Origin of the sequence: Catenuloplanes japonicus, assembly GCF_000717135.1 — a bacterium.
GTDB lineage: Bacteria > Actinomycetota > Actinomycetes > Mycobacteriales > Micromonosporaceae > Catenuloplanes > Catenuloplanes japonicus.
In genome coordinates, this window is sequence record NZ_JNXY01000043.1 from 1 (window position 1) to 18,905 (window position 18,905).

The following is an 18,905-nucleotide window of genomic DNA, read 5'->3' on the forward strand; positions in this document are numbered from 1 at the left end:
GGTGATGTCGGAGCGGACCGAGTTCTCGCAGGTGTTCGCGGAGCCGTCCGGTGTGCTGGTGATGGAGTCGACCGTGGTGCCGACGCATGTGCGGCACGGTGACGGTTCGTGGTCGGATGTGAATCTGGAGCTGTCCGTGCGGCCGGACGGTACGGTCCGGCCGGGTGCGTCGATCGCGGACGTGCGGTTCTCCAATGGTGGCGCCGGTCCGATGGTGACGCTGAACGATGCGGGGAAGACCCTCGAACTGTCGTTCCCGGGTGTGTTGCCGTCGCCGTCGGTGTCGGGGGACGCGGCGACGTACCGGGAGGTGCTGCCCGGTGTCGATCTGGTGTTGCGGGCGACGTGGACCGGGTTCTCGCATGTGCTGGTGGTGAAGACGCCCGAGGCGGTGGACGATGTCGCGTCGGTGACGGTCGAGGTCGGCGGGGATGCGTCGGTGGAGCGTCTGGAGGACGGCGGGCTGCGGGCGGCGGTCGGCCGGACGGTCCTGGCGACGGCGGCCAGGCCGGTGATGTGGGATTCGGCGCCGCTGACGGTGGACCGGCCGGCGCGCGCGGCGCAGGCGGCGATGCCGGGTGACGGTTCGACGCCGGTGAGTCCGGGTCTGGCGGCGAACAGTGCGCCGGTGGCGACGGAGGTGACCGCGCAGGGTGATCTGCGGCTGGTGCCGGATGCGGGCTTGCTGGCGTCGCCGGAGCAGCACTTCCCGCTGTTCATCGACCCGGCCTGGGACCGCAAGCCGTTGAAGTGGGCGTACGCGACGGAGAACAACGCCGACAACCATCACACCAACGCCCGGGTCGGAGTCAACCCGGCCTCCGGGAAGAAGCACCGATCGTTCTTCAAGTTTTCGACGCCGGATCTGGCCGGTAAGTACATCCACTCCGCGCGGGTGGAGATGAAGGTCGACCACTCCTGGTCGTGCGGGGATACGCCGACGTCGATGTGGTGGGCCGATGCGATCGGCATCGGGAGCAGTGGCGTGCGCGTGGGGTGGAGCACGAAGCTGCGCGGTGGTCTGGTCGCGGCGTCGTCGCACGGCAACGAGGCCGATGGGTGCGGTAGCAAGCAGGACGACATGACCGTGCAGTTCCAGAACAACGCGGTCAAGAATCAGGTCCAGACGGCTGCGACCAACCGGTGGGGCGACCTGACGTTTGGCTTCTGCGCCTGTGACCTCAGCGGTGCGAATGAGTACTTCGGCGAACGGTGGAAGACGTTCCATCCGAACGGTGCGGTGCTGGTCGTCGAGTACGACACCCCGCCGGATATGCCGGACCAGCTGATGGTCGAGCCGAACACCGACTGCGGGACGCCGATCTCGACCGGCACGCTGACGCCGCGGCTCTATGCCCGGCTGCCTGATAGGGACAGCACGCAAAAGCTGGTCGCGACGTTCGAGTGGCGGCGGATCCCGGGGCCGGGGCAGGTCAACGACGGCACCTATCCGACGTCGACCGCGACGGTGTCGGAGCAGTCCGCGGACGCCCGGTCGTCGCCCGTGCAGGTCACGATTGAGAAGGACAAGCGGTATGCGTTCCGAGTGCAGACCAGGGACCCGGCGCCGTACAACATCCTGAGTCCGTGGTCGGGCTGGTGCGAGTTCTACGCGGACACGACCCGCCCGCAGGAGCTGAGCATCACCAAGACTTCCGGTGAGGTCAAGGCGGGTGGTGAGGTGTCGTTCACGCTCAGCACGCCGGAGATGGACGTGACGACGTTCCGTTACGGGTGGAAGAACCCGCCGGACCGGGAGATCGTGGCGACGCAGACGACGGCGGCGAACGGCACGAAGACGATGACCGCGCAGGTGAAACTATCGGCGTATCAGTACGGCGAGAACGTCCTTCTCGCGCGTGGCATCGACAACACCCTCAACGAGGGCATCGTCACCAGCTACGCCTTTACCGTCGCTTCGCCGGCCCTGCCGGTCGCTCGCTATGGCCTGGAGACGAATCCGGGCGTCAGCACGGTGGCCGCGCTGCAGAACAGGCTGGTCGGCGACGACGTGAATGTGCTGCTGCCGACCGGTCTGACGTGGGCTGAAGATGTGCGGATCATGGACGGCGCGACGGCCACGTTCACCGGTACGACCGGCCAGGGCGCGGAGACGCGCGGCCTCATCCCGGACACGACCAAGTCGTTCTCGGTCGCCGCGTGGGTCCGGCTCACGGATGTGAGCACACCGGTGACGCTCGTGGCCAAGAACGCGGAGGCCGGGCAGAGCAGCCCGTTCCGGCTGCGCGCCAGGCCGCTGAGCACCGGTGGAAATGCCTGGTGTCTGCTGATGGTGCCGACGACTACGAGCACGTCGGGCACCGAGGTCTGCTCTACCACCCTCAATACCGTCGACAAGTGGACCCATGTGGCGGCCGGGTTCGACAGGACCGATGGCCGCATCAGGGTCTGGGTGAACGGCGTGGAGTCCTCGGCCGTTTTCACCGCTGCGATTACCAACACCAGCAGGCTCATCGTCGGCCGCAGTCAGGACGCGGTCGCGGGTGCCGGAGAGCTGTTCCGGGGAAACCTCGCCGATCTGCAGTTCTTCGACCGTCCGCTGGTGGCCGATGACTTCACCGGGAAGGTCGGCGTGCGGACGAACGAAGGCGAGATCGACGAGCCGGGCATTCTTGATGCCTCCGAGGTGGGGCGCTGGAGCTTCGAACTGGGCTTCTCCTGCAGGTACGAGGACCGGCCGAATACCTGCGAGGTGCTTGCCGAGGACAGCTTCAACCGGCGTCTGGCGCTGACGGCGGGCTCGGCCATCGGCACGGGCCGTGGCGACCAGATGAGCCTCTTCCTGGACACCACGCACCTCATCGAGGGCTCCACCGACTTCACGCTGGAGTACGGCCGGTCCCAGCGAAATGCCACACCCGAAGGTGATCCGGCATGGCAGGACGCACCCGTGCTGCGTACCGATCAATCGTTCACCGTCTCGGCCTGGGCCAACCCGGACGACGTGGGAACCGGCGCGCATTCGATCGTGTCGCAGGACGGGCCCGGTAGGACCCCGTTCGCGCTCTCGCTGCGACCAGCCACCAACGCGGGAGTTCAGGGCGACTACTGGACATTCTCCATGGTGCCGGCGACGGGCGACGGAGGAGACGTCGTGATTTCACGTCACCCGGTGGACTACAGCAACACCGGGGCGTGGACGCACCTCGTCGCGATATATGACGCGAACCGCCACGAGGTACGGCTGTACGTGAACGGTGAACTCGAGAACACGCTCCACAAGAGATATACGTCCTGGCAGGCGAGCGGGCCGCTGATCGTGGGCGGATGCCTGTTCAACAACGTGCGTACCGACAGGTGGTTCGGCGGCATCGATGACGTCGGTGTTTACCAGGGCGTGCTCAGCGACGCCCAGGTGAAGCTCCTGTTCGACCGCGAGTCCAACGCCGTCAACGGCTGACCCCGACACCCACCGCAGGCGTGAGACGAATGAGGAGCAACGTGAGTACGACCATCCAGCGGCTGCGGGCAGTGCTGGCGGGAACGCTCGGTGGCGTGCTGGTGAGCAGCCTGCTCGCCGTGCCGCCGGCGGCCGCTGTCGAGCCCGCCCCCGCTCTCTTGCAGGGACAGGTCGACAAGATCGACTCTCGGGGCGGCCCGGTCACGGGCATCCCGCCTGTGGAGCGCGTCATCCCCGCGCTCGACCTGCCGCCCACCGTCTGGCCGCAGGCCGGCTCGGCACGCGCCGTGATCCGCGCCGATGGGCAGGCGAAGGCCGGGTCGCTGCCTGTCGGGGTCGCGCGGGCGCAGGGTGCGTCCGGGGATCGGCTTCCGTCGGATGTCACGGTGGAGGTCATCGACCGTGCACAGGCTCCGGAGGCCTGGCGTAAGGGGGTGCTGCTCCGGGTCGGTGGGGCGATCGGGACGACGACCGCCGGTGCGGCGACGGTCACGGTCGACTACAGCGGCTTCCAGCACGCGTTCGGTGCCGACTGGGCGTCCCGCCTGCAGGTATGGCAGCTGCCGCAGTGCGCGCTGGCCACCCCCGGGGAGGCGCGCTGCGCCGCACGCCCGCTCCAGACGGTCAACGACACGGCGGCCGCGACGGTGTCAGCAGACGCCGTGGTCGAGCCGATCGGCGGCACCGGTGCGGCGCTCACGCGCGAACAGCGTGCCGGCAACGCGGCGATTCCTGCCGCGGCGGGGACGATCCTGGCCGTGAACGCGGGTCCGTCCGGGCCGTCCGGTGACTTCGCGGCCACGTCCTTGTCGCCGTCGTCGACGTGGTCTGCGGGCGGGAACTCGGGGTCGTTCAACTGGTCGTACGGCATCGAGAGCCCGCCGGTCGCCGCAGGCAAGGCGCCGACGGTCGGCCTGTCCTACTCCTCCGGGAGCGTCGACGGCCGCTCGTCGGCGTCGAACAACCAGCCCTCGTGGGTCGGTGAGGGCTTCGAGCTCGCCGGTGGGTTCATCGAGCGTGCCTACGTTCCCTGCCGTGAGGACACCGAGGACTCGGCGAACAACACCAAGGACACGCTGACCGGCGACATGTGCTGGCGCACCGACAACGCCTCGATGAGTCTCAACGGGTCCGGGACCGAGCTCATCTTCGAGGAAGGCAAGGGCTGGCACGGCCGCTCGCGGGACGGGTCGGTCGTCGAGAAGCTCACCGGTGCGTCGAACGGTGCCCGCGACGGCGAGCACTGGAAGGTGACGTCCAGCGACGGCACCCAGTACTACTTCGGCCTGAACAACCTCCCCGGACAGGGCAGCCGTACCGAGTCCACCTGGACGATGCCCGTCTACAGCAACCATGTAGACGAGCCCTGTCACGCGGCCGCGTTCGCCGACTCGATGTGCGACGAGGCGTACCGGTGGAATCTCGACTACGTCGTGGACATCCACGGGAACACCACCTCCTACTGGTACACCAAGGAGCTGAACCAGTACGCCACCCGCGGCACCGACACCGAGAACGTCGACTACGTACGCGGCGGCGCCCTCGACCGTATCGACTACGGCACGTGGGACCGAGGCGCCGCCGACCGTTCGACGGCCGCACGCGCGCAGATCGACTTCGAGATCGCGGACCGCTGCATCACCTCGGACTGCGCCACGCACGACGACGAAGCGGGATTGAACTGGCCGGACGTGCCCTGGGACCAGGAATGCGCCCTCACCGCCACCGAGTGCACCACCTACTCGCCGACGTTCTGGTCGACGAAACGCCTCAGCAAGATCATCACCCGGGTGTGGGATCCGGCCAAGAGCGGCGGCGCCGGCTGGGAGGACGTGGCGTCCTGGGCCTTCACCCACAGTTTCCCGTCGTCCGGTGACGGCGGCGGCGCCGGTCTGTGGCTGTCCTCGATCGTCAAGACCGGCCTGGTCGGCGACGACATCGTACTTCCGAAGGTCTCGTTCGAGCCGGAGGCGATGCCGAACCGCGTCCTGAACGTGCACAACACCACCAGCAACTGGCAGCGGCTGTCGAAGGTCATCAACGAGACCGGCTCCACCACGCACGTGCGGTACTCGCTGCCGGAATGCACCGCGGACCATCTGCCGGCGACGGCCCCGACCAACGCCATGCGCTGCTACCCGGTCCTCGGCCCGGACCCGGCCAATCCGGGGCACGACATGGTCGAGTGGTGGCACAAGTACGTCGTCACCTCCATCACCGAGAACGACATCCAGTTCAAGGAGGGCACCCAGTCGCCGTCGATCGTCACGTCGTACACGTATGACGACAAGGGCCCTGCCTGGCACTACGCCGACGACAACGGCCTGATCAGGAACAACCGCAAGACCTGGAGCCAATACCGCGGGTACGCCAAGGTAGACACCCAGGTCGGCGCCGGAGCGGTCAAGACCCTGACCCGCACGACCTTCCTGCGCGGCATGCACGGGGACAGGGCCTCGCATACCGGAGGAACACGGACCGTCACCGTCGGCGCGTCGCTCGGCACGGAGACCGTCTACGACGAGGACGCGTTCGCCGGCATGACCCGCGAGACCGTCACCTACAACGGCAGCCTCGACAAGCCTGTCTCCAAGAACGTCGACGTGCCCTGGCAGTCCAGGCCAACCGCATCCCGCACGATCAACGGAGACACCGTCACCTCTCGATTCGTCGGCACGTCAGCGAGCTACACGGCCACCGCGCTCGGCGTCGACGGTGCCCGCGGCTGGCGCACGACCCGTACCCTGACGAACACCGATGAGGACTACGGCACGGTCACGTCCGTACAGGACGACGGCATCTACGGCGTCGCCGGCGACGAGTCCTGCATCACGAACACCTACAACCGCAACACGGCGAAGAACCTGATCAGCCTCCCGAAACGCGTCGTCAGCACCGTGCTGCCGTGTGGTGTCGCGCCGACGAGCACGGACCACATCACCGGCGACGTGCGGACGTACTACGACAAGGCCACCAGCCCGGACACCACACCGGTGCTCGGCGACGTCACCAAGGTCGAGCGCCTGAAGAACTGGACGCCGACGTCCGGCACCGAGTTCGAGACCCTCAGCACAGCAGCGTACGACGCCTTCGGCCGTGCCACGTCGAGCACCGACATCAAGGGCAACGCCACCACGACCGCCTACACCCCGGCCTCCGGCGGACCGGTCACCAAGTTGACGACGACGAACCACCTCGGCTGGACCACCATCGCCGAGACCAACCCCTACTGGGGAAGCACGACGAGCAGCATCGACCCCAACAAGAAGGTCACGAGCACCGAATACGACGCCCTCGGACGCGTCACCAAGGCGTGGGACACCGGCTGGACGAAGGCCACCAACCCGAACACCCCGGCGGCACGATTCTCCTACCACTACTCGGCCGACCGATCCGCATACCCATACGTCAAAGCCGAGAGCCTGCACGCCGGTGGTGGATACACCACGACCTTCACCATCCTCGACGGACTGCTGCGTCCCCGGCAGATGCAGACGCCCCCGCTCGACGGCGGCGAGGGCCGGGTCGTCACCGACACCATCTACGACGAGTGGGGCCGGGTCGAGGCCACCTACGGTGCGCGCCGGAAGACCGACGTCGCCTCCGGAACGTTCCGGTATGACGCCCCCTGGACCGTTCCCGCGGTCAATAAGACCCTCTACGACCAGGCCGGTCGCGCGACCGCGAGCATCCTTCTCGCCCCCGAGGGGACGACGAACCAGGTCGAGAAGTGGCGCACCACGACCGTGAACGAGGGCGACCGCACCCTCCTTACCCCGCCACCCGGCGGCACCGCCACCACGACCCTGACCGACGTGTGGGGCAAGACCACCGAGCTGCGCACCCACACCACCAGCGTCGGCGTGAACGGTGCCTACACCAGCACCATCTACGACTACGACCGCAAGGGCCAGCTCACCAAGGTCACCGACACCGGCAAGAACGAGTGGATCTACACCTACGACGTCAAGGGCCGGCAGAAGACCGCCAAGGACCCCGACTCCGGCACCTCGACCACCACGTACAACGACTACGACGAGATCGAGACGACCACCAACGGTGCCGGCGAGGTCCTCTTCCATAGCTTCGACAGCCTCGGACGCAAGACCGCCCTACGAGACGACACCGCAACCGGTGCGCTCCGTGCCGAGTGGAAGTACGACGAGAACTATGGCGGCGACCCGTTCAAGGGCCAGCTGACCGAGACCATCCGGTACGACACCAGCAACGCGAGCGGCACCAGGGCCGCATACAAATGGCAGGTCCGTCTCTTCAACGAGCGATACCAGCCCACCGCCGTCAACTACGTCATCCCGCCGGCTGAGAACGCCTCAGGCAGTACCGGCGTCGGCGCCACCTGGGTGATCGGCTACGGATACTCTTCCTACGACGGCACGCCGAACAGCATCACCCTCCCGATCGCGGGAGGCCTCGCCAACGAGACCGTGACGACCACGTTCCACGCCAACAGCGGTCTGCCGAACACCCTCACCACCAGCCTGGCATCCGTGGAAAGCTACGTCGTCAACCAGACCTACACCGCATTCGGGGAGCCGACCCAGAACCGCAGGAAGCAGACCGGCGGCACCGAGATCCGGAACAACACCCTCTACGACGAGACCACCCGCCGGGTGAAGAACACCGCGGTCCAATCAGACAAGACCACCGGCACGATCGCGGACACCAGCTACGAATACGACCCCTCCGGAAACATCCTCTCGACCCTCGACGCCCCCACGATCGGCGCCACCGAGAAGCAGTGCTTCACCTACGACCCGCTCCAGCGGCTCACCTCCGCATGGACACCGAAACCCACGACCGAGTGCAAGACCGCACCCACGGTCGCGAACCTCGCCGGCCCGGCACCGTACTGGACCGACTGGACCCTCAACGACCTCGGCAACCGCACCAAGCAGGTCAGCCACTCCACCACCGGCGACACCAGCACCAGCTACACCTTCCCGACACCGGGCGCGACCACGATCCGGCCGCACGCGGTCACCAGCACCACCACGACGGCCCCAGGTTCCACAGCCGTCACCCGCGCGTACACCTACGACAACGCGGGCAACACCATCAGCCGGTACGGAACGGCAGCGAACCAGACACTCACCTGGGACGCCGAAGGCCACCTCGCAAAGACCGTCGAGAACGGCAACACCTACATCAACGTCTACGACGCCGACGGCACCCGCCTGATCCGCCGCGACCCCACCGGCGTCACCCTCTACCTACCCGGCATGGAAGTCCGCCGCGCGACCGGCGCCACCAGCAACACCGCCACCCGCTACTACACCTTCAACGGCGAGACCATCGCCTCCCGCACCGGGACAGCGGTCTCCACCCTCTCCTGGATCTACAGCGACCACCACAGCACCCAGAACCTCGCCGTGGCCGCCGGCACCCACGCCACCACTATCCGCCGCCAGACCCCGTACGGCGCCGACCGCGGCACCCCCGTCACCTGGCCCAACCAGAAAACCTTCGTCGGCGGAGACAAAGACGCCAACGGCCTGATCCATGTTGGCGCCCGCGAGTACGACGCCGCCATCGGTCGTTTCATCTCCGTCGACCCCATCATGGACCTGACCGACCCGCAGCAGTGGAACGGCTACGCCTACGCCAACAACAGCCCCATCACTTCTTCCGACCCCACCGGACTCCGCACCGACTACTTCGATCCGTGGCCGTGGAGCGGAGGGGGCTCGTCCGGCCCGGCTCCGGGACCGTCTCCCACTCCGGTTCCCGCCGACTATCTAGACGAAGAGGTACCGGACGAGTTCCTCGATCAGGGACTTGGCGAATATATCCTCAGTCACCCGTGGTACAGCGGATCCGAGCGCTTGACCTGGAACGAGGTAATCGACTGGGCCAAGATCGAAACAGAAAACTGGATGCAGCTGTGCACTCGTGGCCTCAACGCATCCTATGGCTACTGCTCCACTACCAACCTCGTTAGGCCGTACCGAGAGGGGGCGGACGCGCTACTGTTTCAGGTGGCGGTTGTCGGAGGAATAGCGTGCGCACTTTTCATCGAGGTTTGCCTTCCGGCTGCGGTGACGTTCGGTGTGGAGGCGGGCGAGTTCGCCGCAACCGGATCGCTCATCAGTACCGGTCTGATTACCGCTGAGGGCGCCGTAGTTGGTGGTGCGGGCCTCGCCGGTGGCGGTGCCGCTCTCAGGCTGGCAAACGCCGCCTGTAGCTTTGGCGGAGATACCCAAGTTTTGATGTCTGACGGCAGCTCAAGGCCGATCAAAGAAATTGCGGTTGGTGACAGGGTTCTCGCTGGCGACCCCCTAACCGGCGAGCAGGGGATGCGGATTGTCACGGATGTGTGGCCGCATCGTGACGATCTCGTCTCTTTGGCAATCGCTGGCAGTGTGGTCCAAACTACAGAGGACCACCCGTTCTGGAACGCGTCTGACCGCCAATGGCGAAGGGCGGATGCTCTTGACGTTGGTGACATTTTGCGTAGCGCGATCGGGCTTCCCGTGGCGGTTGAGTCGGCCGTAGTGCCTCTAGCGTTCGATGCTGCGGCGTATGACCTTACGGTTGAAGGCTTGCATACGTTCTATGTGCTTGCCGGTGAAGTATCAGTGCTGGTGCACAATGCAGATGCCTGTGCCACTACTCTTTATCACGGCTCAGACATTCCCTCGCTGGTGAATATTCTGAATAACGGATTGGATGCCGGTAGGGCGGCCGCCAACTATACTGATGGTCCGGGCGGGTTCTTTCTGGCGACACATGCAGATGACGCAGTCTATTTTGCTATTCGCAATGGTGAGTCCAGTGCGGTGATCCAGGTAAGGATTTCGGATAGTGCAATGAGCCAACTGCGTGAAGCTGGTGCTGTGTCTCGTTCGATACCTGGTAGTCCGAAGTCGCCTAACTTTGCTGGTGAGGAATTCCATATTCCGACAGATGCTTTTGATTTATTCAATAGCCTAAAGGCGAGCGGAGAAATCAGTGTCACCCCCTGATGAGCTAAAGCCAATTGATGTGCGTGAGTACGTTATTAAGGAGCAGGGTCGATATTTCCGCGGTGGGCGGTATGACCCCTTTGAGGCCGCTTCCATGATCGCGCTTGAGGCGATGCTGTCGGGGGCGACGGACGTGCGCATTTGCCGTGTTGATGAATGGCTGTGCATTCAAGCTGATATTGATTGGCTGGCTGGCAAGGAAGGTGAGATTTTCTTGAGATTGCTTCCTTTCCTTGAGGGTGGTCCGAATGGTGTCACTTCCGAATATTTTCCGATGGTTTTCTCCCGGTCGGTCGCAACTGCCGTTCGGGGCTCCGTTCGTTCATTGAAGGGAGCGTCTTTGGGTCCTCTAAATGAAATGGCGGGAGATTGGATGCGCGTCGTGGCTTTTGAGATTTGAAGAGACGGATGGTGTCAGGGTCATTGCGTTCTCGGGTAACTGCTGGTCACGGCGGTGATCAGGTCGTGTGATCGGCGGTTGGCCTGTCGGGTAGCGCGGGCTATGTTGGTCGCGCCGGTGATCCGATACCAGCCGATTGCGGTGTTACGCAGCGTCGCAATGACCGCGGGTCCGTTGCCGGTCCGGGCTTGATGCAGGTCTTCATGGAAAGTCACATCGCGGACGTGATGGATGCGGTTCTCGATGTGCCAGTGGCGGCGGATCCAGGTTTGCAGGTCGACCGGCAGGGCTTGCCCGGCGGGCAGTGACACGGTCAGGTATGCCGTCTCTCGGCTGGTCCGGCCGGCGACGATGCGGGTTCGGGTGATCCGGACGGCCTGCTGCGCGTGCGGGAAGGCGAGGCCGCCGGGCGTGCGGACGGTGACAGCTTTGAGGGTGCGGGTCTCGCGGCGGCCGTGTCCGCGGTCGCGGGTCCGGTCACCGACCGGAATCTGTGCCCAGGGAAGCTGTTTGAGCTGCTTGAACAGGGTCGGCTGGTTGCCCTTCACCTGGACCAGCAGGTGCGCGTGACGGGCGGTGACCTCGTCGGCGTGCCCGGTCTGGGTGTGCAGGGCGTCAGCGATGAACAGCACCCCGGTCAGGGTGCCGAGCACCTTCTCCACGGCGTCGAGCAGCGGCGCGAACGACGTGATCTCGTTCGACTTCGTGTCCACGGAGACCTGGGCGATCACGAGCCCGGTGGTGGTGTCGAGAGCGGACAGCAGATGAATCTGACGGCCGTCGCCCAGACGAGCGCCCCGCAGGGTCTTCCGTCGACCGCGATCACCCGGCGATACCTGCGAGGCGGCAGGCCCTGCCTACAGGTCCTGGAATGCACCCAGCCGGCAAGAACGCTGGTCAATAGGGTCGGATCGAGCCGGATCAACAGCCGCCACATCGTCGTGCCTGCAGGCACGCCGTCACCGAACCCAAGCCGGACACGGGCAGATTCGTCGAGGTCATGAAGCCAATCGGTGATCGCCGCGAACGATGACGCGCCGGCCATGACCGCGCAGACCGCGACGGTCAGCACCGCGGACAACGGGTAACGGATCCCGCGGGGGTCACGCGGGTCGGGAACCTTCGTCAACGCGGCCAGCGGGCCGTTCTGCTCACCGTCAGTAATCAGTCTGGGTGTCGTCGTGGGGTGTGGTGTCGTGACGGTCAGTGCAGTGATGAGGGATGATGCCATCGGCGGGTGAGGTCCTCGGGGTTTTGTAGCGTAGAGAACTTCATCATCACCGACGTGACTTCACCCGCCGCCTTCGCCTCCACAGAGGCCACTCACTCCACGAATCCCCAGTTCAAGGCCTTGCCGTCGGACTACGCAATCGCCCTGCGAGGCTGCTGGAGGATTGGTCGGTGGTATCAGCTCGGACACGTCAACCCCTACGGGGGTTGGATCGGGATTTGAGCCGCGATTTCAGCGGCTTGCACCGACATTTTCTACGACTCTTATCGGGTCGTTTCCAGCGAGGTTTGTTAAACCGTCGCAGGTGAGAGTTATCCCAGGTCAGAGTGCTGATCTGCAGATTATGGGCAGACTCCTGCGCTGGATTGTCCGGTGCTTCGGGTGCGTGCAGTCCCGGGTCATGCAGGGTGATCACGTCGCCGTCGCAGACCAGCGTCATTCCCTGGGCTCGTAATCTGCCGGAAATCTCGTCGAATGCCTTCTCGGCGTCATCCAGGATCTGCGCGCCGACCTGGCCCCGTGCGTATTCCAGCAACGTATCCTCCCGCACATACAACGGTCGCGGCCGGCCCAGCGCCCGCCGGGCGTCCTGGCCGTGCCGGCATCGGTACGCAGCCCGGCCGTGTACCCACGTGCCCTCGGCCCGCCGGCCGCAGCCACCGCAGATCACCAGCCCGGTCAGCCGGTACCGGCGGTCACTGCCGTCCTGCGGCGCCGGGCGTGCGCTGACCTGCTGGGCGCGGACGAAGCCGTCCTGGCTCACCAGCGGCGGGTGCGCGATCCGGTCGGAGACCGCCCAGTCCGCGGGCGGGTTCGCCCGCCGTCCCGGCCCGCCCACCTGGGTGGATTTGTCGCCCGGCAGGGTCTCGCGGTGGTCGGTGTAGTGCCTGTTCCAGACCTGGAAGCCGGTGTAGCGCGGGTTGGCCAGGATCGTCGCGACCGTCCGTATCGACCAGTACCGGCCCGCCGTCCACTCCGCGTCTGGTGCGGCTGACGGCGGCGGCACCCGGCGCCGGTTCAACGCCATCGTGATCTCCGGTACGCTGCGGCCCTCCAGGCGCTGGGCGAACATCCACCGCACGTGCGGGGCTGTGATCGGATCCGGATCAAGGCGCTGCAGCCTGCGCCCCCAGGCGGCGTGGACCGGGTTCGGGTGCGGGCCGGCGTCGATGAGCCGGTATCCGTAGGGCGCGCGGCCGCCGAGGTGCCGTCCCTGCGCGCGGACCTGCGCCCGCATCGCTTCCCTGGTGCGGAATCGGGATCGGAGCACCTCCCGGCGGGACTGGTGCCCGAGCAGCCGCACGAGGGCCCGGTGTGCGGGGTCGTCGGGGTCGACCGGCCCGCCGAGTTCCGGCAGCCACACCGTGACCCCGTGCCGGCGCAGCCACGGCAGCATCCGCAGGAGTTGGTCGCCGCTGAACGCCCGCTCGTACTCCCCGATCACGATCGCATCGAACCCGCGCTCCGGAGCGGTCACTGCGCGCAGCAGCGCCGCCGCCTGCGGACGTTCGGTCCAGGGAAGGCTGCGCGAGTAGCCGACGTCGAAGAACTCCGCGACGATCACACCAGCGCCGTCAACCACCCGGCCCGCGCTCTCCAGCTGCCAGCGGCGTGAGGATTCCTGGTCCTGGAATCCGGTGGTGGAGATCCGTCCGTAGAACGCGAACCTGAGGCCCGGAGCCGGGTCGCGAACGAGGGTACTGGCCCGCCGCGGGTGGTCCATAGCCTGCTGTTGGTGCAGTCGGTCGATTAGACGATCGCCGTCGGATGATGTCACGGGAAACGTGTGCCCTTCTTGCCGGTCGGCAGAAGGTATCGGCATGGCAGAGAACGGTCCCGCCGGGGTCGATTGTGGACGTTCACCGGACGCTGCGTGCCGTGGACCGGCGGGGCGGGATAGGCGTTGTCCTGTGCTATGCAGTACGAGCGTCACGTTCGGCGACTGGGCGATGGGCATTACCGCCGTGGGCCGCGACCGGTGGGTCCGGTACGTTTCGTCGCCTGCGGGCCCGGCGTGGTTGATGGGTCTCGCGGTGCGCCCGTGGCGTCCGGCGGGACAAGCCGTGTGGGCGCACGGGAAGTCGGTGGAATTCTGGCACGGTCGCGCCACTGTCACAGTCAGACCTTGGACCCGCATCCCCGGGACGTCTCCTGCGCGTGCGCACACTGTTGGTGATCGGGATCGGCGCCAGCGATCCGGGCTGCTCGACCGGTGCGCGCCGACTGAGTGTTGTCGCGGACTGGATTCTTGGTCTGCTCTGTCGGCGCGGGCGGGCTGGTCGCCGGCTATCCCCGGCGTTCGCCTGCAGCCCCGGATGCCCGGGCGCCTGCTGCGGCTGACTCTCGGCGCGCTCGCCGCCACGCTCGCGGCGGGGGCTACCTCGTTCAGGGTTTGGTCTAGCCGGCGGCGACCCCGGATCGCGGGCATCGCCGCCGGCTGCGGGGACCTCAGCGCAGGACCGTGTAGGCAAGCGCGGCGACGAGCGCGCCGAACACGGGGGTGATCAGCCACGCGATGGCGAAGTCGCGGAGGGTGCTGCCGGACAGGCGGCTGAGCTGGCCGCCGGCGGCGCCGACGATGGCGCCGGTGGAGACCTGGGTGGTGGACATGGGCAGGGCGAGCAGTGCGCCGGAGCCGACCAGCCCGGCGGTGGTCAGGTTTGCGGTGAGGCCCTCGACGTGGGACATCTTGAGGACCTTCTCGCCGAGGGTGCGGGCGACCCGGATGCCGGCCAGTGACCCGCCGGCCATCGCGAGTATGACCAGCACGCTGACTGCGGTGGCGGAGAAGCCGGCCGGGACCAGCGCGAAACCGCCGATCGCGGCGATCTTCGGTGTGTCGTTGAGTCCGCGGGCGCAGCCGGTCGCCCCGCTGGAGATCCAGTGCAGGATCGTGATGACCCGGCCGGTACGGCTCGCCGCGGAGACGTTGTGCTCGACCGACCGCGCCTGCGCCTCCACGGCGGTGCCCGCTTCGCCGGTGGAGGCGGCGACGAGGAGCCGGTCCGCGGCGGCCTGGCGGGCGTCCGTCCAGCGCACGACGGCCTTGGCGGCGATGCCGAGCACGAGCGAGAGCGCGTACGCGACGACGATGCTGAGCAGCAGCGGCAGCACGACCTTCTGGACGACTCCGCTCCACTGCACGGACCCGGGCGCCAGGACGAATCCGGCGCCGACGAGCGAGCCGACGATGGCGTGCGTGGTGGAGACCGGCAGTTTCAGTAGGCTCGCGAGCAGCACCCATGCCGCGGTGGCGAGCAGTACGGCCAGGGCGAATGCCGTGGACGGGGTGGCGTCCACGATTCCTTTCGAGAACAGCGAGCCCATTCCCCGGCCGAGCTGGATTGACAGCAGGCCGCCGATGAGTGTGGTCGCGGCACCCCACAGAATGGCGACCCGGTAGGCGGCGACGCCGGCGCCCGCGAGTGTCGCGACTCCTTTGGACACGTCGTTTGCACCGTTGGCGGCGGCAAGAGCGACGAGCATGACAACGATCGCGGCAGTCACCAAGGACCCCCTCAGCTCTCGGCGGCAACGCCTGCCGTTTAGCCGCCGTTTGCTGAGTGTTCACTTTTCGATTGTCGAAAGTCAATGCCTATTTTGTGGCCGGGAAGAGGCAGAAAATGCACGCCGAATAGGCTCGGCACTGGTTGAGTGCGCGAGCCTATTCGACGGCAATAAGGGTCAGCCCGGCAGGACGACGGAAAAGCTGATCCATACGTAGCCGTACGGCGTCAGGTGGTATCGGATACCTCCGTCCGGGTCGGTGCTGGTCCGCACCCCGCCGCGGTAGAAACGGGCGCCCGTCCCGGGCAGCCGGAACGACGCCGGCCGTGTGGACGGGTTGTAGACACACCACACCCGGACCTCGCCGTCTGCGGAGCTGCGCGTGAACGCCCACAGCCCCGGACCGACCTCGGCCGGCTCGACCACGGCTGCCGCGTCGAACGCCGGTGCCGCCGCCAGATCAGCGGCACCGCAGCCCGCGTCATGCCGTCCGAGCAACCCCGCGGTCAGCGCCCCCGAGAAGGCAGCGAGCGTCGTCACACCAGTGACCTCCCCGTCATCACGGCACCGGGCTTGAGCCCGAGCAGCGTGAGCACCGTCGGCGCCACGTCGGCCAGCGTGCCGCCCGCGGGCAGCGATTCTGGGACTTTGTGACCCGGCGCGGGCACCAGGACGAACGGCACCGGATTGGTGGTGTGGCCGCCGTACGGTCGCGGGTCGCCGTTCACCCCCGGCTTGCGCATGACCTCCGCGTTCCCGTGGTCACCCACCAGCGCCACCCACCGTCCGGCCTCCGCCGCGGCCGCGAGGATGCCGGAGACCGCCGCGTCGGTGTGCTCGGCCGCGCGGACGGTGGCGTCGAAGACACCGGTGTGACCGACCACGTCGATGTTCGCGAGGTTCGCCACCACCAGCGCCACCTCGGAGCGCTGCAGCGCGTCTACCACCGCCTGCGCCACCTCGGCCACGTGCATCTGCGGATGCGCGGCCGGATCGTTGCCGTCGCCGATCCGCACGTGTTCCTCGACCGGGCTCACCGCCGACGACCGCCCGTTGACGTAGTAGGTGACGTGCTCGAACTTCTCCGGCTCGGCGATCCGCACCGACCGGGCGCCGGCCACGTCCAGCTCGTGCGCGAGCCCGCCGGAGGCGTCTGCGCGCGGCACCAGCGCGGGAATGGACGCGCGCGTGTCGTACTGGGTCAGCGACACGACGCGCACCTCCCGGCCGGTGTCCGCGAACCGGCCGACGAGGTCGTCGGCGAGCTGCTGGATGCGGTCGCTGCGGAAGTTGAAGAACAGCACCGCGTCCCCGGACACGATCGGTGCCGACGTGCCCACCACGCTGGCCGGCACCCACTCGTCGCCGCGTGCGGAGAGGGAGATCGCCTCCTGCGGCACCGAGACCGATTCGCCCACGCCGTCGGCGACGAGCGCGCCGGCCTGCGTGGTCAGCGCGGTCTTGCCCGCCTTGTCCATCGCGTAGCCGCGCCCGACGACGGTCGCGATCCGCCCGGCACCGGCACCGGCGATGATCTCCTCGACCCTGGAGAGGTACGCCCTGGCCGTCCCGTCGGAGACGTCACGGCCGTCCGTGATCGCGTGCACCTGGACCGTGGCGACCCCGTGGCCGGCCGCGACCGCGAGCAGCTCGCTCAGGTGCTCCACGTTGGCGTGGATCATCCCGTCCGAGCACAGCCCCACCAGGTGTAACGCCCCGCCCGTACCGGCGAGGTCTGCGCACATATCATTGAGCAGCTCGTGCCGGCGCAGCTCACCGGAGGCGATCTGCTGCGCGACGAGCAGGCTGTCGTAGGGCAGCGGCCGCCCCGCGCCGATGACCATGTGCCCGATCTCGGAGTTCCCGACCGTCCCCGGCAGCAGCCCGACCGCCTCACCTGACGCGGCCAGCAGCGTGCTGCCGGGCCCGGCGACCAGCCGATCGAGCACCGGCGTCGTCGCCGTGGTGAGCGCGTTGTCCGGCCCCGCGGGCCCGGCACCCCATCCGTCGAGGACGAGCAGGACTCCGGAGTGGAAACTCATCGGGTGCTCACCCCGGAGGCGTGCAGCGAGTCCAGCGTCTTCCAGAACGTCGGGAACGATTTCGCCACGCATCCCGGGTCCTTGATGATGACGCCTTCGGTGCGCAGTCCCGCGATCGCGAACGTCATCGCGATCCGGTGGTCGTCGTAGGTGTCGATGGTCGCGCCGTGCGGCGTACCCCCGGTGATGTGCATGGCGTCCGGGAATTCCTCGACCGCGATGCCCATCTTGCGCAGCTCCGTGGTCACCGCCGCGATCCGGTCGCACTCCTTGACGCGCAGCGACGCGATGTTGGAGATCCGCGTGGTGCCGGTCGCGAACGCGGCGACGACCGCGAGCGACGGCACCACGTCCGGCATCGCCTCCATGTCGATGTCGATGCCGTGCAGTTCCCCGCCGCGCAGCGTGATCTGCTTGTCCTGCACGTCGACCTGGCAGCCCATCCGCTCCAGCGCCGCGACCAGCCCCACATCGCCCTGGTGCGAGCCCGCCCCGATGCCGGGGATGGTGACCCGCCCGCCGAGCACCGCGGCCGCGGCCAGCAGGTAGCTCATCCCGGACGCGTCCGGCTCGACGACGACCTCGCCGCCGCGCGGCTGCTGCCCGGCCGCGACCGAGAACCGGTCGTAGCCGTCCCGGTCCACCCGCACGCCCATCTCGGCCAGCGCCGCGATGGTCATCTCCACGTACGGCTTGGAGATGAGGAAGTCGCTGATCGTGACCTCGGTGTCATCGGCGGCCCTGATCGCGTTGATCAGCAGGCTGGAGGTGAACTGGCTGGATACCGCGCCGCTGATGCTGGTCTTCCCGCCACGGTACGACCCGCCGGTGACCCGGATCGGCGGTGACCCGTTGCCGCGCACCGCGACCGCCTCCACACCGAGCGGGCCGAGCGCGCTGAGGATGTCGCCCATCGGCCGTTCCTGCATGCGCGTGTTACCGGTGATCGTGGTGGTGCCGTCGGCGTGGCCGGCCATCGCGATGAAGAACCGCAGCGGCGTCCCGGCCCCGCCCATGAACACGTCGTCCGCGGGCGCCCGCATCGGCTGGCCGGTCGGGATGACCCGGATCGCGGCGTTGTCGTGGTCGATCTCGGTGCGCACGTGCCCGAGCGCCTCGATCGCGGACGCGAAGTAGAGCGTGTCGTCGGACAGCAGCGCGCCGCGGATCAGCGTCTCCTGACCCGACAGTGAGGCGATCGCCAGGTACCGGTTGGTGTAGCTCTTCGAGCCGAGCACGCGCACCTCGGCGTCGATGCTCTCCAGCGGGATGACGGTCAGCTCGTGCGCCTTCAGACGGGGGTCGGTCACGGTGTGGCACC

Annotated in this window: 11 protein-coding genes; 3 read left to right on the forward strand and 8 right to left on the reverse strand. The window is 67.4% G+C overall.

The features are described from left to right. A partial coding sequence (locus OP04_RS56180; RefSeq protein ID WP_033346787.1) for a hypothetical protein occupies positions 1-195 on the reverse strand: 195 nt, incomplete at its 3' end. 16 nt (positions 196-211) lie between these two features. On the opposite strand from OP04_RS56180, the gene OP04_RS44030 reads away from it, so the two are divergent. From OP04_RS44030 to OP04_RS54170, 3 genes are read left to right on the forward strand one after another with little or no spacing between them, the layout of a single operon-like run. Next, the gene (locus OP04_RS44030; RefSeq protein WP_198154210.1) at positions 212-3,421 is read left to right on the forward strand and encodes a LamG domain-containing protein; all 3,210 of its coding nucleotides are present in this window, start codon (positions 212-214) and stop codon (positions 3,419-3,421) included. A gap of 41 nt (positions 3,422-3,462) precedes the next feature. Continuing rightward, positions 3,463-10,404 carry an RHS repeat-associated core domain-containing protein gene (locus OP04_RS44035; protein WP_198154211.1) on the forward strand — a complete coding sequence of 2,314 codons (6,942 nt, stop codon included), beginning with the start codon at positions 3,463-3,465 and terminating at the stop codon, positions 10,402-10,404. After that, a complete protein-coding gene (locus OP04_RS54170; protein WP_157241161.1) occupies positions 10,391-10,804 on the forward strand; it encodes a hypothetical protein in 414 nt (137 codons plus the stop codon). The genes OP04_RS44035 and OP04_RS54170 overlap by 14 nt, the downstream gene beginning before the upstream one ends. 20 nt (positions 10,805-10,824) lie before the next feature. On the opposite strand, the gene OP04_RS51260 is transcribed toward OP04_RS54170, so the two are convergent. The 7 genes from OP04_RS51260 to aroA all read right to left on the reverse strand — a co-directional run bounded on the left by OP04_RS51260 (position 10,825) and on the right by aroA (position 18,894). After that, entirely contained in the window at positions 10,825-11,607 is a 783-nt protein-coding gene (locus OP04_RS51260) for an ISAs1 family transposase (RefSeq protein WP_332309712.1), read from the reverse strand. Then, positions 11,532-12,035, reverse strand: coding sequence for a transposase family protein (locus OP04_RS56185; protein ID WP_232323972.1), 504 nt, complete (start codon positions 12,033-12,035; stop codon positions 11,532-11,534). The genes OP04_RS51260 and OP04_RS56185 overlap by 76 nt, the downstream gene beginning before the upstream one ends. Positions 12,036-12,225: 190 nt before the next feature. Further along, the gene (locus OP04_RS44045; RefSeq protein ID WP_232323973.1) at positions 12,226-13,857 is read right to left on the reverse strand and encodes a recombinase family protein; all 1,632 of its coding nucleotides are present in this window, start codon (positions 13,855-13,857) and stop codon (positions 12,226-12,228) included. Positions 13,858-14,483: 626 nt separating this feature from the next. Then, positions 14,484-15,521 carry an inorganic phosphate transporter gene (locus tag OP04_RS44050; RefSeq protein ID WP_033346013.1) on the reverse strand — a complete coding sequence of 346 codons (1,038 nt, stop codon included), beginning with the start codon at positions 15,519-15,521 and terminating at the stop codon, positions 14,484-14,486. A gap of 198 nt (positions 15,522-15,719) precedes the next feature. After that, on the reverse strand, positions 15,720-16,082 hold the full coding sequence (locus tag OP04_RS44055) for a hypothetical protein (protein WP_033346014.1): 363 nt from the start codon (positions 16,080-16,082) through the stop codon (positions 15,720-15,722). Continuing rightward, entirely contained in the window at positions 16,079-17,584 is a 1,506-nt protein-coding gene (gene gpmI, locus OP04_RS44060; RefSeq protein ID WP_033346015.1) for a 2,3-bisphosphoglycerate-independent phosphoglycerate mutase, read from the reverse strand. The genes OP04_RS44055 and gpmI overlap by 4 nt, the downstream gene beginning before the upstream one ends. After that, entirely contained in the window at positions 17,581-18,894 is a 1,314-nt protein-coding gene (gene aroA, locus OP04_RS44065) for a 3-phosphoshikimate 1-carboxyvinyltransferase (RefSeq protein WP_033346016.1), read from the reverse strand. Before aroA ends, gpmI begins: the two co-directional genes overlap by 4 nt. Positions 18,895-18,905 lie beyond the last annotated feature (11 nt).

What these genes read in the sequence shown, in the direction of transcription:
- OP04_RS44030 (WP_198154210.1), top strand. Translation starts at nt 212, where the DNA reads ATGGTGACGCTGAACGATGCGGGGAAGACCCTCGAACTGTCGTTCCCG.
- OP04_RS44045 (WP_232323973.1), bottom strand. Translation starts at nt 13,857, where the DNA reads ATGCCGATACCTTCTGCCGACCGGCAAGAAGGGCACACGTTTCCCGTG.
- gpmI (WP_033346015.1), bottom strand. Translation starts at nt 17,584, where the DNA reads ATGAGTTTCCACTCCGGAGTCCTGCTCGTCCTCGACGGATGGGGTGCC.
- OP04_RS44050 (WP_033346013.1), bottom strand. Translation starts at nt 15,521, where the DNA reads ATGCTCGTCGCTCTTGCCGCCGCCAACGGTGCAAACGACGTGTCCAAA.
- OP04_RS56185 (WP_232323972.1), bottom strand. Translation starts at nt 12,035, where the DNA reads ATGGCATCATCCCTCATCACTGCACTGACCGTCACGACACCACACCCC.